Source organism: Streptomyces flavofungini (genome assembly GCF_041028215.1).
GTDB lineage: Bacteria > Actinomycetota > Actinomycetes > Streptomycetales > Streptomycetaceae > Streptomyces > Streptomyces flavofungini_B.
Genome location: NZ_JASKYR010000107.1, coordinates 1 through 14,568 on the forward strand (window position 1 = coordinate 1; position 14,568 = coordinate 14,568).

The 14,568-nt window shown below is 69.2% G+C and carries 15 protein-coding genes, 1 tRNA gene and 1 riboswitch; of the genes, 8 read left to right on the top strand and 8 right to left on the bottom strand.

What is annotated here, in order from left to right; translation table 11 throughout:
* Window positions 1-125: 125 nt before the first annotated feature.
* Window positions 126-878: an MBL fold metallo-hydrolase gene (locus AB8Z36_RS10320; protein WP_369212927.1), complete on the top strand. Its 753-nt coding sequence runs from the start codon at window positions 126-128 to the stop codon at window positions 876-878.
* 82 nt (window positions 879-960) lie between these two features.
* On the opposite strand, the gene AB8Z36_RS10325 is transcribed toward AB8Z36_RS10320, so the two are convergent.
* Complete coding sequence (locus AB8Z36_RS10325; protein WP_369212928.1) at window positions 961-2,208, bottom strand: PTS transporter subunit EIIC; 1,248 nt, start codon at window positions 2,206-2,208, stop codon at window positions 961-963.
* Between the two features lie 237 nt (window positions 2,209-2,445).
* Window positions 2,446-3,759 (bottom strand): PTS transporter subunit EIIC, encoded by a 1,314-nt coding sequence (locus AB8Z36_RS10330; protein WP_369212929.1) that lies wholly within the window; start codon window positions 3,757-3,759, stop codon window positions 2,446-2,448.
* A 154-nt stretch (window positions 3,760-3,913) separates the two neighbouring features.
* Between AB8Z36_RS10330 and AB8Z36_RS10335 the strand changes: the two genes are divergently transcribed.
* The 4 genes from AB8Z36_RS10335 (at window position 3,914) to rdgB (ending at window position 7,016) form a co-directional block, all read left to right on the top strand.
* Window positions 3,914-4,213 (top strand): glucose PTS transporter subunit EIIB, encoded by a 300-nt coding sequence (locus tag AB8Z36_RS10335; protein WP_369212930.1) that lies wholly within the window; start codon window positions 3,914-3,916, stop codon window positions 4,211-4,213.
* Window positions 4,214-4,961: 748 nt separating this feature from the next.
* Window positions 4,962-5,693 carry a ribonuclease PH gene (gene rph, locus AB8Z36_RS10340; protein WP_369212931.1) on the top strand — a complete coding sequence of 244 codons (732 nt, stop codon included), beginning with the start codon at window positions 4,962-4,964 and terminating at the stop codon, window positions 5,691-5,693.
* A 193-nt stretch (window positions 5,694-5,886) separates the two neighbouring features.
* Entirely contained in the window at window positions 5,887-6,282 is a 396-nt protein-coding gene (locus AB8Z36_RS10345; protein ID WP_369212932.1) for a hypothetical protein, read from the top strand.
* Between the two features lie 131 nt (window positions 6,283-6,413).
* The gene (gene rdgB, locus AB8Z36_RS10350; RefSeq protein WP_369212933.1) at window positions 6,414-7,016 is read left to right on the top strand and encodes an RdgB/HAM1 family non-canonical purine NTP pyrophosphatase; all 603 of its coding nucleotides are present in this window, start codon (window positions 6,414-6,416) and stop codon (window positions 7,014-7,016) included.
* 55 nt (window positions 7,017-7,071) lie between these two features.
* Here rdgB and AB8Z36_RS10355 read toward each other — a convergent pair.
* The 5 genes from AB8Z36_RS10355 to bcp all read right to left on the bottom strand — a co-directional run bounded on the left by AB8Z36_RS10355 (window position 7,072) and on the right by bcp (window position 10,771).
* Window positions 7,072-7,155 (bottom strand) — tRNA-Leu (locus tag AB8Z36_RS10355).
* A 10-nt stretch (window positions 7,156-7,165) separates the two neighbouring features.
* Window positions 7,166-7,873 carry an HNH endonuclease gene (locus AB8Z36_RS10360; RefSeq protein ID WP_369212934.1) on the bottom strand — a complete coding sequence of 236 codons (708 nt, stop codon included), beginning with the start codon at window positions 7,871-7,873 and terminating at the stop codon, window positions 7,166-7,168.
* Complete coding sequence (locus tag AB8Z36_RS10365; RefSeq protein ID WP_369212935.1) at window positions 7,870-8,514, bottom strand: HNH endonuclease signature motif containing protein; 645 nt, start codon at window positions 8,512-8,514, stop codon at window positions 7,870-7,872. The genes AB8Z36_RS10360 and AB8Z36_RS10365 overlap by 4 nt, the downstream gene beginning before the upstream one ends.
* A 145-nt stretch (window positions 8,515-8,659) precedes the next feature.
* A complete protein-coding gene (proP, locus tag AB8Z36_RS10370; protein ID WP_369212936.1) occupies window positions 8,660-10,156 on the bottom strand; it encodes a glycine betaine/L-proline transporter ProP in 1,497 nt (498 codons plus the stop codon).
* 147 nt (window positions 10,157-10,303) lie between these two features.
* Window positions 10,304-10,771 carry a thioredoxin-dependent thiol peroxidase gene (gene bcp, locus AB8Z36_RS10375; protein WP_369212937.1) on the bottom strand — a complete coding sequence of 156 codons (468 nt, stop codon included), beginning with the start codon at window positions 10,769-10,771 and terminating at the stop codon, window positions 10,304-10,306.
* Between the two features lie 182 nt (window positions 10,772-10,953).
* Here bcp and AB8Z36_RS10380 point away from each other — a divergent pair, with 182 nt between their 5' ends.
* The 3 genes from AB8Z36_RS10380 (at window position 10,954) to AB8Z36_RS10390 (ending at window position 12,159) form a co-directional block, all read left to right on the top strand.
* On the top strand, window positions 10,954-11,274 hold the full coding sequence (locus tag AB8Z36_RS10380; protein ID WP_369212938.1) for a DUF3618 domain-containing protein: 321 nt from the start codon (window positions 10,954-10,956) through the stop codon (window positions 11,272-11,274).
* 55 nt (window positions 11,275-11,329) lie between these two features.
* A complete protein-coding gene (locus AB8Z36_RS10385) occupies window positions 11,330-11,674 on the top strand; it encodes a GroES family chaperonin (RefSeq protein WP_062776278.1) in 345 nt (114 codons plus the stop codon).
* Window positions 11,675-11,730: 56 nt separating this feature from the next.
* Window positions 11,731-11,791, top strand: a riboswitch (guanidine-III (ykkC-III) riboswitch).
* A 47-nt stretch (window positions 11,792-11,838) separates the two neighbouring features.
* Complete coding sequence (locus tag AB8Z36_RS10390; RefSeq protein WP_369212939.1) at window positions 11,839-12,159, top strand: DMT family transporter; 321 nt, start codon at window positions 11,839-11,841, stop codon at window positions 12,157-12,159.
* Between the two features lie 21 nt (window positions 12,160-12,180).
* Here the strand turns inward: AB8Z36_RS10390 and AB8Z36_RS10395 are convergent.
* Window positions 12,181-14,568, bottom strand: a 2,388-nt coding sequence (locus AB8Z36_RS10395) for a transglycosylase domain-containing protein (protein ID WP_369212940.1), incomplete at its 5' end; no start/stop codon positions are given.

Consider the following 14,568-nt stretch of genomic DNA (forward strand, 5'->3'; position numbering starts at 1 on the left):
GGTGAGTTCGCCCACAACGGCCCACGACGGAGGAGCGACCAGGCCTTTTGCGCCTTACGCTCGACGGACCGCACACCCCCCAGCTCCCCCTTGTCAGTCCACGCCAGCGCGGAGGTTCCAGCTTCATGAAGCTCACCGTCGTCGGCTGCTCGGGGTCGTTTCCGTCCGCGGACTCGGCCTGTTCGAGCTACCTCGTCGAGGCCGACGGCTTCCGGTTGCTGCTCGACATGGGCAACGGCGCCCTCGGCGAGCTGCAACGCCACATCGGTCTCTACGACCTCGACGCGATCTTCCTCAGCCATCTGCACGCCGATCACTGCATCGACATGTGCGCGTACTTCGTGGCCCGCTACTACCGGCACGAGGGCGGACGCTGCGCCCCCATCCCGGTCTACGGCCCCGAAGGCACCGAGCAGCGGCTGACCACGGCGTACGCCGACACCCCCTCGGCATCCTCCATGAGCGAGGTCTTCGACTTCCACACGGTCAAGCCCGCCTCGTTCGACATCGGCCCGTTCTCGGTGCGCACCGAGAAGGTGCGCCACCCCGTCGAGGCGTACGCCATCCGCGTCGAGCACGACGGCAGGTCCCTCACGTACTCCGGGGACACCGGCACCTGTGACGTCCTGGACGAACTGGCCGCGGGGACGGATCTCTTCCTGTGCGAGGCGGCGTTCACCGACGGCAAGGAGAACATCCCCGACCTGCACCTCAACGGCCGCGAGGCGGGCGAGTGCGCGCAGCGTGCGGACGCGGGGCGGCTCCTGCTCACCCATATCCCGCCGTGGACGGACCCCCAGGTGAACCTGGCGGACGCCCGGGCGGTCTACGGGGGACCGGTGGCCCTGGCGGCGCCCGGCGCGACGTACGAGATCTGATCGTCTGATCGCGGGTACGCCGAAGGCCCCGGAACCGGGACGGTTCCGGGGCCTTCGGCGTATGACTCGGGGGAGGGAGGGCCTACGCCTTCGTGAGGTCCTCGATCTCCTCCTCGGGCTCACGGCCCGGGGTCATGAGGTTGAACTTGAGGATCGCGAACCGGAAGACGAAGTAGTACAGCGCCGCGAAGACCAGACCGATCGGGATGATCAGCCAGGGCTTGGTCGCCAGACTCCAGTTGAGCGCGTAGTCGATGAATCCGGCCGAGAAGTTGAACCCGGCGTGGACTCCGAGCGCCCACGTCACCGCCATCGAGACCGCCGTCAGCACGATGTGCAGGACGTACAGGACCGGCGCGATGAACATGAAGGTGAACTCGATCGGCTCGGTCACACCGGTGACGAACGAGGTCAGGGCCAGCGAGACCATCATGCCCATCACGACCTTGCGGCGCTCGGGGCGGGCGCAGTGCGCGATGGCGATGGCGGCGGCCGGGAGGCCGAACATCATGATCGGGAAGAAGCCCGACATGTACATACCGGCCGACGGGTCACCGGCGAGGAAGCGGGCGATGTCGCCGTGGACGACGTCGCCGCCGTCGTTGAAGGAGCCGAGCTGGAACCAGGCGATGGTGTTGACGAACTGGTGCATGCCGATCGGGATCAGCGCGCGGTTGATGCCGCCGAAGAGCGCGGAGCCACCGGCGCCGAGGCCGGTCATCCACTCGGCGAAGTTCTCGATGCCGTGGCCGATGGGCTCCCAGACGACGCCGAAGAAGACACCGACGATGATGCCGACGAAGGCCATGATGATCGGGACGAGGCGGCGGCCGTTGAAGAAGCCGAGCCAGTCGACCAGCTTGGTGCGGTGGTACTTCTGCCACAGCACCGCGGCCAGCAGGCCCATGATGATGCCGCCGAGTACGCCTGGGTTGTTGTAGACCGCCGGGGTGTCCTCGCCCTTCTTGACCACCGCTTCGGCGACCGGGAAGGCTTCGAGCACCTTGCTGTAGACGAGGAAGCCGACGACCGCGGCGAGCGCGGTGGAGCCGTCGGCCTTCTTGGCGAAGCCGATGGCCACGCCGATGCAGAAGAGGATCGGCAGGGAGCCGGTTATCGCGCCGCCGGCGTTGTTGAAGACCGCGGCGACCTTGTCCCAGCCGAGGCCGTCCTTGCCGAAGACATCGTCCTGCCCGAGCCTGACCATGATGCCGGCGGCGGGCAGGACGGCGATGGGCAGCTGCAGGCTGCGGCCCACCTTCTGCAGGCCCTGGAACAGGCCGGAGCCCCGCTTCTTCGCGGGCGCCGCCTTGGCGGTGGCCGTACTCATGACTTCCTCCATGTGCGGGTGCTGTCGGGGACAGTTGGGGGTGGACAGCACGCCGGGTGGTCTACACCACTCAGTGGTGTAGACCTGTTGTAGCACGGTGAAGGTGACGTAAGGAACCCGCGATTCCTGTGGGCTCGGCCATACCCGGGCATGACAGACGAAAGGCCCCCGGACCAGAGGTCCGAGGGCCTTCCGCTTATGGCGCGGAACCCCCCACAGCATGGTGTCATGCCAAGCTCAGGCCTTGGTCTGCTCCCTGTCCTGGGCCTCCGACTCCTCCTCCGGTTCGCGACCAGGGGTGTGCAGGTCGAACTTGGTGATCACCAGCCGGAAGAGGGCGTAGTAGACGACCGCGAAACAGAGCCCGATCGGGATGATCAGCCAGGGTTTGGTCGCCAGACTCCAGTTGATCATGTAGTCGATGAGTCCGGCGGAGAAGCTGAACCCGTCCTTCACGCCCAGCGCCCAGGTCACCGCCATCGAGACGCCGGTCAGCACCGCGTGGATCGCGTACAGCAGGGGAGCGATGAAGAGGAACGAGTACTCGATCGGCTCGGTGATCCCCGTGACGAACGACGTCAGGCCGACCGAGAGCATCATGCCCCCGACCACCTTGCGCCGGTCGGGGCGCGCGCAGTGGGTGATCGCGAGGGCGGCGGCGGGCAGCGCGAACATCATGATCGGGAAGAATCCGGAGGTGAACTGCCCCGCCGTCGGGTCACCGGCGAGGAACCGGTTGATGTCACCGTGTACGACGGTCCCGTCCGGCTTCGTGTAGTCGCCGAACTGGAACCACACGAACGTATTGAGGAACTGGTGCAGCCCGACGGTCAGCAGCGCGCGGTTGGCGACGCCGAAGATCCCCGAGCCGAGCCACCCCAGATCGACCAGCCACTTGGAGAAGCTGGTCAGGGCGTCACCGATGGGCGGCCAGATCCAGACGCAGAGCCCCGCGAAGACGAGCCCGACGAAGGCCATGATGATCGGCACGAGGCGGCGGCCGTTGAAGAAGCCGAGCCAGTCCACGAGCTTCACGCGGTGGTAGCGCTGCCAGAACCAGGCGGCGAGCAGCCCCATCACGATGCCGCCGAACACCCCCGGATTCTGGTACGCGGCCTGCGCGACCGTCCCGTCCTCGGCGACGCAGACCCCGCCCCACATCCCGGCGCCGCCGAACGTCGTGTCCTTGGGGCAGTCGTCGGGGAAGGCGCGGAGTACGGCGAAGTAGACGAGGAAACCGGCGACGGCCGCGAGGGCGGTCGAACCGTCCGACTTCTTCGCCATGCCGATGGCGACGCCGATGCAGAACAGCAGGGGGAGGCCGAGCGAGGAGTCGAGCAGGGAGCCGCCCGCGGCGGCGAACACCTTGGCGACGTTCGTCCAGCCGAGGCCGTCGTCCCCGAAGACATCGGGCTGGCCGAGCCGGTTCAGGATGCCGGCGGCGGGCAGCACCGCGATGGGCAGCTGGAGGCTGCGGCCCATCTTCTGCAGCCCCTGGAACAGACCGTTCCACCACTTCTTCCGGGGCACCGCTGCGGCGTCGGAACTCATCGGCGTCCTCCCGGAACGGGCCAGGTCTGGCGGGCATGGGAGACTGGTGTAGACCAGTCGGGAGACGGCTCGGGTACTGCCCCGGCGGGGCGGCCACCGTGATCGTCACCATGACCGACATCATTGGGCACGACCGCCGCAACCGCCTGCGAAGATGGTCCAACCGTGCGTTACCGTGACAAGGCGGACTCACGGCACAAGCAACTCAGGGAGAAACACCATGGCCAGCAAGGCTGAGAAGATCGTTGCCGGGCTCGGCGGCATCGACAACATCGAAGAGGTCGAGGGCTGCATCACCCGCCTCCGCACCGAGGTCAAGGACCCGAGCCTGGTCGACGACGCCGCCCTGAAGGCCGCCGGAGCCCACGGCGTCGTCAAGATGGGCACCGCGATCCAGGTGGTCATCGGCACGGACGCGGACCCGATCGCCGCGGACATCGAAGACCTGATGTGACCGAAGAGCTCCCCCAGCTCTCCCGAAAACCCCCGCCGCATACCGCGGCGGGGGTTTTCGCACGCCTGCCAGGAAAGCCGGTCCGCGTGCACCACCAAAGCCCGTCCGGCGTTTGAGGACGAGCGCGCTAGCGCGACGCTTTGAGCCGGTCGCCCCCGGAGGGCAAGCGCGACGATGGAGCCGGTCCGGCGATTGAGGACGAGCGCGCAGCGCGATCCGGCGACGGCACGGAAGACCCAGGGGGCCTGGGGCGAMGCTTTGAGCSGGTCGCCCCCGGAGGGCAAGCGCGACGATGGAGCCGGTCCGGCGATTGAGGACGAGCGCGCAGCGCGATGGTTTGTGCCGGTGATCGCCCTCCGGAGGGCAAGCGCGACGGTAGAGCCCGTCCGGCGTTTGAGGACGAGCGCGCTAGCGCGACGCTTTGAGCCGGTCGCCCCCGGAGGGCAAGCGCGACGATGGAGCCGGTCCGGCGATTGAGGACGAGCGCGCAGCGCGATGGTTTGTGCCGGTGATCGCCCTCCGGAGGGCAAGCGCGACGGTAGAGCCCGTCCGGCGTTTGAGGACGAGCGCGCTAGCGCGACGCTTTGAGCCGGTCGCCCCCGGAGGGCAAGCGCGACGATGGAGCCGGTCCGGCGATTGAGGACGAGCGCGCAGCGCGATCCGGCGACGGCACGGAAGACCCAGGGGGCCTGGGGCGAAGCCCCAGCGGGCGGCACCCCGCACACCGCTGAAAGGCTAGGCTCAACGCATGTCTCGATTTGACGGCCGCACCCCCGCCCAACTCCGCCCGATCACCATCGAACGCGGCTGGAGCAAGCACGCCGAGGGCTCCGTCCTCATCTCCTTCGGCGACACCAAAGTCTTCTGCACCGCCTCCGTCACCGAGGGCGTCCCCCGCTGGCGCAAGGGCAGCGGCGAAGGCTGGGTCACCGCCGAGTACTCCATGCTGCCCCGCTCCACCAACACCCGCGGCGACCGCGAGGCCGTCCGCGGCAAGATCGGCGGCCGCACCCACGAGATCAGCCGTCTCATCGGCCGCTCCCTGCGCGCCGTCATCGACTACAAGGCGCTCGGCGAGAACACCATCGTCCTGGACTGCGACGTCCTCCAGGCCGACGGCGGCACCCGCACCGCCGCCATCACCGGTGCCTACGTCGCCCTGGCCGACGCCGTCACCTGGGCCCAGGGCAAGAAGCTGATCAAGCACGGCCGCAAGCCCCTGACCGGCACCGTCAGCGCCGTCTCCGTCGGCATCGTCGGCGGCGAACCGCTCCTCGACCTCTGCTACGAGGAGGACGTGCGGGCCGACACCGACATGAACGTCGTCTGCACCGGCGACGGCCGCTTCGTCGAGGTCCAGGGCACCGCCGAGGCCGAGCCCTTCGACCGCAAGGAGCTGAACGCGCTCCTCGACCTCGCCGTGGGCGGCTGCGACGACCTCGCGGCCCACCAGCGCGCGGCCCTCGAAGCCACGCTCTAGACCCACAGGGCCCGCCGCGACGCACCGGTCGGCCACACCGCTCAGCTACACCGCTCAGCCACACCGTCAGCCATGCCCGTCGGCTACGTCGGTCACGCGAGGCAACCAATCCCCCCTCGCAGTACGTTCTTACGAGTACGGGCGCGCGGGCAGAACCGGGCGCCCGTCCGTACCCCTGGGGAGGGACCGAAAAATGGCCGCGCGCCACCGTCGTATCGTCACCGCTGTCGCCACAGCACTCATCGTCGTACCGGCCGGCGTCGGCCTCGTCGGCTGCGATGCCGTCTCGAAGGCCCTGGACTGCGTCCAGACCGCGGACACCATCGCCGACAGCGTCACCGACCTTCAGCAGGCCGTCGAGAACGCGGCCGACAACCCCGCCGAGGCGGACCGCGCACTGGACAACATCGGCAAGAACCTCGACAAGATCGGCGACAAGACCGACGACACGGACGTGAACAAGGCTGTCGACAACCTCGACAAGGCCGTCGGCAACGTCCGCGAGGCCATCAAGAACGGCGACGCCACACCGGACGTCAGCCCCATCACGGACGCGGCGGGCGAACTGACCAAGGTCTGCACGCCGTAACGCCCACGGGGCCCCGCACCGAGCGGGGCCCCGAAACACCCGGCGGAACGCGGCACGGAACCGCCCGACGGAACGCGGCACCGAACCGGCCCACGGAAGTCCGGGACGGCCGGGCGGGGATACTGGTCGCCATGACCCGCCTCATCCTCGCCACCCGTAACGCCGGCAAGATCACCGAACTGCGGGCGATCCTCGCCGACGCCGGGCTCCCGCACGAACTCGTCGGCGCGGACGCCTATCCCGAGATTCCCGACGTCAAGGAAACCGGCGTCACCTTCGCCGAGAACGCCCTGCTCAAGGCGCACGCCCTCGCCAAGGCCACCGGCCTGCCCGCCGTCGCCGACGACTCCGGGCTCTGCGTGGACGTCCTCGGCGGCGCACCCGGCATCTTCTCCGCGCGCTGGGCGGGACGCCACGGCGACGACGAGGCCAACCTGGCCCTGCTCCTGGCCCAGCTCGGCGACATCGCCGCGCCCCACCGCGCCGCCCACTTCGCCTGCGCGGCAGCGCTCGCCCTCCCCGACGGCACGGAACGCGTGGTCGAGGGCCGGCTCCGGGGCACCCTCCGCACCAGCCCCGCGGGGACGGGCGGCTTCGGCTACGACCCGATCCTCCAGCCGGACGGCGAGACGCGCACGTGCGCGGAGCTCACGGCGGCGGAGAAAAACGCGATCAGCCACCGAGGCAAGGCCTTCCGCGCCCTGGTACCGGCGGTCCGGGAACTCCTCGGCTGAGGTGCACAATCGAGTGGCCTGCGCTCAAACCTTTGATTCGCAGGCCACTCCTGGGTGCGGCGGAAGGGATTCGAACCCTCAAGCCCGATCAAGGGCCACAGATCCTAAGTCTGCTGCGTCGCCGTTGCGCCACCGCCGCCAGCCGCCTGTCATGGTACCGGCTGGGTGGCTTCCGTTGATCGCAGGTTCTTCTTCGGAGGCCTTCGCCGTCCTCCTCTGCACCATGTGCTGGTGATGGCGTGGCAGTTGGGGCAGAGCAGCCGCAGATTCTCGCGCCGGTCATCGCTCCAGTCGCCGCTGATGTGGTCGATCTCCAGCGTCATGGGCCTGCCGTTCCATACGGGAGGAGTTCCGTACCGGGCGCAGCGGTCGGGGACGCCGACCTCGCGCAGGGCGCGTCGGAGGAGGACGGTTCGCGTACGGCGAGGGCTGTCGTGCCTGACCAGGATCTCGGCGGCCGTCCTTCTGGGCGTGGAGCCGGGTTTGCCTCGCCGGTGAGCCTGGCCGAGAAAGTGTGAGGTGTCGATCCGCTCCTCGCCGATCCATGCTCGGAGCATCTTGCGCTGGGCTCCGTTGTCGGGTCGCCGCAGGCGCCGAAGCGTCTCCGCCAGGGACTGGCTCGCCGCCACGGCTTCGCAGAGGACGGAAGGTTCGGGGCGTGTGTGCCGGGTGAGGCTCCCGCAGTGGCGGAAGTGCGATACGTCGATACCGAAGTGCGCGAAGCGCTTGAAGAGGTACCGACGCAGGTAACCGTAGGGGCGCGTGCCGAAGAATGTGATCACCTCGTCGATCGACGAGGCGGTCCCGGCGACCTGCGCGAGCAGTTCCCGCGTGTAGCGGACCGGTGGGCCGCTCATGCCCGTCGCCTTTTGGCCCGGCCTCGGTAGCTATCGGTGGTCGCATGGCAGTTGGGGCAGAGCAGCCGAAGGTTGCCGATCCGGTTGTCGTGCCAACTGCCGTCGATGTGATCGACCTCGAGCGGTAGTGGTTCGCCCTGCCAAACCGGTCCGATCCCGCACATCGCGCACAGCTCGGCGAGCCCCAGCTCCTTCATCGCCCGCTTGAGCCGTTCACCGGGTACTCGCCTCGTGGCGCCGGAGACTAGGATCTCCGCAGGGGACCGTCTCCTGCGGTTGTCCCGCATCGTGGCCGCTACGGGCACCGGCAGAGCGAAATGCGACGTATCGATCCCATACCCCCTGATACGCCGGGCGATGTTCGTGTGGTGGCCCCCGACCGGCTCGATCCCGAGATGCCGCAGGACGCCGTTCACGCTCGTCGACGCCGCTGCCGCCGCCGCGAGGACCTCCTTGGTCCACCGCGCCCCCTCCCGGCGGAAGTGCGACGTGTCGACCCCCAGCTTCCGCATGCGCTCGCGCAGATAGTTCCGCGTCGCGCTCTTCGGGTCCACCCCCAACTTCTCCAGTGCCTCGGACAGTGTCCGCGACGCGCCCGCCGCCTCCGCCAGGCGATCCCTGGTGTACGGACTGACCGGCATCGTCCCCCTCCGCATCCGGCCACGCGTTCGCAGCCCCGAACGGACCAACGAACCGACAATCGCACCGTCACGCCCAACATGCGGAACGGCCCGCCCCAGTTGTACGGGGGCGGGCCGTCACCGCGAGCCGGAGAGCCGGCCGAAGTCAGAAGCGAGGTGCCGGGGCCGCTGATTCGACCATTTCCGCCGCTTCCTCCTTCGTCTCCACCGACGGCGGGGAGCCCGAGAGCGGCTTCTGGGCCGTCTCCTTCATGCAGGCCACCGCGATGATGCCGACCAGCGCCGCCGCCATCGAGTAGTACGCCGGGATCATGTCCGTGCCGGTGACGCTGATCAGGGACGTGATCACCAGGGGGGCGGTGCCGCCGAAGAGGGAGGCGGAGAGGTTGTAGCCGACGGAGAGGGAGCCGTAGCGGACCGAGGTGGGGAAGAGGGCCGGGAGCGTCGCCGACATCGTGCCGAGGAGGCAGACCAGGGAGAGGCCGAGGAGGAGCATGCCGCCGGAGACCGCCACCAGGCTGCCCTGCTTGATCAGCAGGAACGCCGGGACGGACAGGACCAGGAAGCCCACCATGCCCGTCATCAGGAGGGGCTTGCGGCCGAAGCGGTCCGACAGTTTGCCCACCTGGCTGATGATCAGCATCAGGACGATCATCGTGCCGATGAGGATCAGGAGGCCGTGCGAGTCGTCGTAGCCGAGCTCGTCGGAGAGGTAGGTCGGCATGTACGACAGGAGCATGTAGTCCGTGATGTTGTACGCGCCGACCAGCGCGATGCAGAGGATCAGCGTCGGCCAGTACTGGCTGAAGATCTTCGCCAGGTCGCCCTTGGCCGTGGTCTCCACGGTGGACGCGCCCTCGGAGGCCGAGTGGTAGCTCTGGTCCTCCATCTTCTGGAACGCGGGCGTCTCGTCCAGCTTCAGCCGCAGGTAGAGGCCGACGAGGCCGAGCGGGCCCGCCACGAGGAACGGGATGCGCCAGCCCCAGGACTCCATGGTGTCCGAGCCGAGCGAGGCGTTGAGGATCAGGACGAGACCGGCGGCGCCCGTGTAGCCCGCCAGCGTGCCGAGTTCGAGGAAGCTGCCGAAGTAGCCGCGCCGCTTGTCCGGGGCGTACTCCGCGATGAACGTGGACGCGCCCCCGTACTCACCGCCCGTCGAGAAGCCCTGCACCAGGCGGAAGAGGATCAGCAGGACCGGGGCCCAGAAGCCGATGGAGGAGTACGACGGGATCAGGCCGATGGCGAGCGTGCCGATGGCCATCATGATCATCGTCAGCGCGAGGACCTTCTTGCGCCCGATCTTGTCGCCCATCGGCCCGAAGACCATCCCGCCGATGGGCCGCACCAGGAACGACACGGCGAAGGTCGCGAAGGACGAGATCAGCTGGACCGTGTCGTTCCCGGAAGGGAAGAACACATGGCCGATGGTGACGGCCAGATAGCTGTAGATGCCGAAGTCGAACCATTCCATGGCGTTGCCGAGCGAGGCCGCTTTGACCGCCCGCTTGACCGCCGCTTCGTCGGTGACCGTGATGTCGGTGCGCCGGAGCGGCGGGTTCTTGCGGCGTTTGACGGCCCGGAACAGCGTGCGGTGGCGTCTGACCGCCTCGTGATCGGCCTCGGTCGCTTCGTGGGCCGCCATGGAGTAGTTCCTTTCGTTCTTCGGACAGGCTCCCCCATAGATCACTTGCTCGAACATCGCCGACGCAAACGAAAGCCCCCCGTGAGGGGGGCTTTTGTCACAGTTGCCGAGTCGCGGCTGCCGACCGCTCGCCGGACACCCGGGCCCTCAGACCCCCAGGTCCTTGATGATCTTCGCCACGTGGCCCGTCGCCTTCACGTTGTAGAACGCGTGCTCGACCTTGCCCTGCTCGTCGACCACCACGGTGGAGCGGATCACGCCGGTCACCGTCTTGCCGTACAGCTTCTTCTCGCCGAAGGCGCCGTACGCCTCCAGGGTCTCCTTGGAGGGGTCGCCGACCAGTGTGACCTTGAGGTTCTCCTGCTCGCGGAACTTCGCGAGCTTCTCCGGCTTGTCGGGGGAGACGCCGATGACGTCGTAACCGGCGGCGGCCAGCACGTCGAGGTTGTCCGTGAAGTCGCAGGCCTGCTTCGTGCAGCCGGGGGTGAGCGCGGCCGGGTAGAAGTAGACGATGACCTTGCGGCCCTTGTGGTCGGCCAGCGAGACGTCCTTGCCGTCGGCGTCGGGCAGGGTGAAGGCCGGGGCCGTGTCGCCGGTCTTGAGTCGCTCGCTCATCTTCGGTCTCCTCGCGGGGGGCTTCGCAGCGAAGTGCTGCGCAAAAGGTGTGGTGAACGGGATCGAGCGTAATAGGGGTGCCGTGGGGTGCGGTGGGCCCGGAGCTGACAGACTGTGGGTCAGACGTCCATCGTTTCTCACCACACGGCCGAAACGACCGATACGACCACGGAGGCAGCGCGGTGTCGGATGCCAGGACCCCTGCGCAGATCGAGGCGGACATCAAGCGCCGGCGCGACCAGCTCGCCGACACGCTCGACGAGATCGGGGTGCGAGTCCACCCGAAGACGATCGTCGGCGACGCGAAGGCGAAGGTCGCGGCGAGCGTGGACAACTCACTCGGCCGGGCGTACGTAGGGGCGAACCGATTCGTCTCCGATGTGCGCGGCCAGCTCGTCTCGGCGGACGGTTCGCCCCGCGTCGAGCGGATCGTCCCGGTCGCGCTGGTGGCCGTGGGCCTGGTGGGCCTCCTCGTGGTGAGCTCGCGGCGGCGCGGCCGCTGACCGTCCCGGCCACCCGGGGGCCACAGGGGCCGCCGGGGCAGGTAGGTTCGGGGGCGTGAGCGCAAAGACCCACCACGACGACAAGCTGCCGATCCGCATGCTGCACGACCGCGTGCTCGTGCGGCAGGACACCAGCGAGGGCGAGCGCCGCTCCGGCGGCGGCATCCTGATTCCGGCGACGGCGGCCGTGGGCCGTCGGCTCGCGTGGGCCGAGGTGGTCGCGGTCGGGCAGAACGTCCGCACCGTGGAGCCGGGCGACCGCGTCCTGTACGACCCGGAGGACCGTGCCGAGGTCGAGGTGCGGGGCGTGGCGTACGTCCTGATGCGCGAGCGCGACCTGCACGCGGTCGCGGCGGACCGCTTCGAGGGCTCCGAGGACACGACGGGCCTCTACCTGTAGCCGATACGTCCGCGAAGGGCCGGTGACCGGGGTCACCGGCCCTCTCGCATGCTGTTTGCTACCGTGGAGGGACCCCGACGAGACGCGCCGTACCGGGAAACGCAAAGACGACGCACCCCCATCAGTGGGCGCCGCGCGGCGCCCGTAGCGTCGGAGGTGCCGTCATGGCCTGGGTTCTGTTGATCGTCGCCGGTCTGCTCGAAGTGGGCTGGTCGATCGGGATGAAGTACACCGAGGGATTCACCCGGCTCTGGCCGAGCCTCGGGACCGGCGCGGGCATCGTCGCGAGCATGGTCCTGCTGTCGTACGCGGCGAAGTCGCTGCCCATCGGTACGGCGTACGGCGTCTGGGTGGGCATCGGCGCGGCCGGTGCGGCGGTGCTCGGCATGGTGGTGCTCGGTGAGCCCGTCACCGCCGCCCGGATCTTCTTCGTCTGCCTGCTGCTGGTCGCCGTGGTCGGCCTGAAGGCCACCTCAGGACACTAGGGCCTCGGCGCCCCCGGGCCCTTAGGGGTCCATGCCGCCGATGGCGCCCGCGTCCGCCGCGCCGCCGTCGGTCGCCGTGCCTCCCGGGCCTGTGGTGCCGCCGGTGACGGGGCCGCCCTGGGCGGCGCCGCCGTCGGTCGGGCCGCCGGTCGTCGGGGTGCCGCCGTCGGTCTGGCCGCCCGTCGGGCCGCCGGTCTGGCCGCCGTCCGTGGGCCCGCCGTCCGTCGGCCCGCCGTCCGTGGGGCCGCCGTCGGTGGCGGTGCCGCCGTCGTCCTCGCCGCCGTCGGTGGTCCCGCCGTCCGTGGGTCCGCCGTCCTCGCCGCCGTCGGTGGTGGTGCCGCCGTCCGTCTCCGGTTCGTCGGTGCCGCCCGTAGCCGTCGCGGAGTCGGACGGCACGGGCAGGTCCGCGCCGTCTTCCAGCTGGAGGTCGAAGTCCTTGACCGGCTTGCCCTCCAGGGCGTCCTTGGTGAACTGCGCCCAGACGCGGGCCGGATAGCCGCCGCCGTTGATGCGGGCCTCGCCGAGCGCGCCGTACAGCGGCGTGTGGGCCCCGGTGTCGGGGTTCTGGCCCATGACGGCGACCACCGTGGCGAGGTCGGGCGTGTACCCGGCGAACCAGGCCGCGGTGTCGTTCTCGGCGGTGCCGGTCTTGCCCGCGGCGGGGCGTCCCGCGCCCTGGGCGGCCGTGCCGGTGCCGCCCTCGACGACGCTCTGGAGGATGGAGGTGGTGGTGTCGGCGGCCTCGCGGGACACGGCCTGCTCGGTACGGTCCCGGTCCGGCAGCTCGACCTGCTCGCCGTCCTTGGAGATCTCCTCGACGAGTGTGTACGTGCCGTGCTTGCCGTGGTTGGCGAGGGTCGCGTACGCCTCCGTCATGTCCAGGACGCTCGCGGTGGACGGGCCGAGCGCAATGGACGGGGACGCGGTGAGGTCGGGGGTGTTCTCGGGGACGCCGAGGGCGACGGCGGTCTTCTTGACCTTGTCGGAGCCGACGTCGACGGCCATCTGGGCGTACACCGAGTTCACGGACTTGTCGGTGGCCTCGCTGACGGTGATGTCGCCGTAGGAGACCTGGTCCTCGTTCTCGGGGGCGTACGTGCCGCCGCTCCAGCCCTGCACCGGACGCTTGTTGGTGCCGTCGTAGGGGGTGTTCGGGGTGATGGGGCGGCCGTCCTGGGTCACCGAGCCGTTCTCCACCGCGGAGGTGAAGACGAAGGGCTTGAAGGTGGAGCCGACCTGGTAGTCACGGCGGGTCGCGTTGTTGACGTACTGCTTGGTGTAGTCGATGCCGCCGTACATCGCGACGACCTTGCCGGTCTCCGGGTCGATCGACGCGCCGCCCGCGCGGACGTTGCGGTCGACCTTGCGGGCGTCCTTGTCGACCTTGGACATCACCTGCTCGTCGACGGCCTTCTTGAAGGCGTCCTGGCGGTCCTTCTGGAGGGTCGTGGTGATGCGGTAGCCGCCCCTGGCGAGCCGGTCCTCGTCGATGATCTTGTTGTCGGTGAGGTAGTCCTCGACGGCCTTGACGACGTAGCCGCGCTGGCCGGACAGGCCGGTGGCGCCCTTGGCCTCGTCCGGCATCGGGAACTTCGTGCCCGCCCGCTCGGACTTGCTCAGCCAGCCCTGCTTGACCATGCCGTCCAGGACGTAGTTCCAGCGCCCGGCCGCGCGCGGCTTGTTCTCGGGGTGCGTGGCGACGTCGTAGGCGTTGGGGGAGTTCAGGAGTGTGGCGAGGTAGGCGCCCTCGGCGGTGGAGAGCTTCTTGACGTCCTTGCCGTAGTAGGCCTGGGCGGCGGCCTGGATGCCGTAGGCGTTGCGGCCGAAGTAGCTGGTGTTGAGGTAGCCGGAGAGGATGTCGTCCTTGCTCACCTCGCGGTCCAGCTTGATGGAGATGAAGAACTCCTTGGCCTTGCGGGTGACCGTCTGTTCCTGGCCCAGGTAGTAGTTCTTCACGTACTGCTGGGTGATCGTGGAGCCGGACTGCTTGCCCTTGCCGGTGACGGTGTTGAAGGCCGCGCGGATCATCGCCTTGGGGTCGACGGCGGACTCGCTGTAGAAGTCGCGGTCCTCGGCGGCGAGCACGGCGTGCTGGACCTTCAGCGGGACCTGCTTGAGCTGCACGTTCTCGCGGTTGACCTTGCCGTCGCGGGCGATCTCGGTGCCGTCGGCGTAGAGGTAGACGTTGCTCTGCTTGGTGGCGGCGGCGTTGGCCGGGGGGATCTCGACCAGGAAGTAGCCGGTCATGAAGGCGCCCACGACCAGCAGCACGACGAGGATGAAGCCGCCGAGGACCATGCGCCAGGTGGGGAAGATCCGCCGCCAGCCCGTGCGCTTGGGCCGCTTGGGCTTCTTGCCCTTGCCGCCGTCCGCCGCGGGCGCTGCGCCCTCGCCGCCTCCGCCGCCCCC

What these genes read in the sequence shown, in the direction of transcription:
- AB8Z36_RS10320 (WP_369212927.1), top strand. Translation starts at nt 126, where the DNA reads ATGAAGCTCACCGTCGTCGGCTGCTCGGGGTCGTTTCCGTCCGCGGAC.
- AB8Z36_RS10325 (WP_369212928.1), bottom strand. Translation starts at nt 2,208, where the DNA reads ATGAGTACGGCCACCGCCAAGGCGGCGCCCGCGAAGAAGCGGGGCTCC.
- AB8Z36_RS10330 (WP_369212929.1), bottom strand. Translation starts at nt 3,759, where the DNA reads ATGAGTTCCGACGCCGCAGCGGTGCCCCGGAAGAAGTGGTGGAACGGT.
- AB8Z36_RS10335 (WP_369212930.1), top strand. Translation starts at nt 3,914, where the DNA reads ATGGTCCAACCGTGCGTTACCGTGACAAGGCGGACTCACGGCACAAGC.
- rph (WP_369212931.1), top strand. Translation starts at nt 4,962, where the DNA reads ATGTCTCGATTTGACGGCCGCACCCCCGCCCAACTCCGCCCGATCACC.
- AB8Z36_RS10345 (WP_369212932.1), top strand. Translation starts at nt 5,887, where the DNA reads ATGGCCGCGCGCCACCGTCGTATCGTCACCGCTGTCGCCACAGCACTC.
- rdgB (WP_369212933.1), top strand. Translation starts at nt 6,414, where the DNA reads ATGACCCGCCTCATCCTCGCCACCCGTAACGCCGGCAAGATCACCGAA.
- AB8Z36_RS10360 (WP_369212934.1), bottom strand. Translation starts at nt 7,873, where the DNA reads ATGAGCGGCCCACCGGTCCGCTACACGCGGGAACTGCTCGCGCAGGTC.
- AB8Z36_RS10365 (WP_369212935.1), bottom strand. Translation starts at nt 8,514, where the DNA reads ATGCCGGTCAGTCCGTACACCAGGGATCGCCTGGCGGAGGCGGCGGGC.
- proP (WP_369212936.1), bottom strand. Translation starts at nt 10,156, where the DNA reads ATGGCGGCCCACGAAGCGACCGAGGCCGATCACGAGGCGGTCAGACGC.
- bcp (WP_369212937.1), bottom strand. Translation starts at nt 10,771, where the DNA reads ATGAGCGAGCGACTCAAGACCGGCGACACGGCCCCGGCCTTCACCCTG.
- AB8Z36_RS10390 (WP_369212939.1), top strand. Translation starts at nt 11,839, where the DNA reads ATGGCCTGGGTTCTGTTGATCGTCGCCGGTCTGCTCGAAGTGGGCTGG.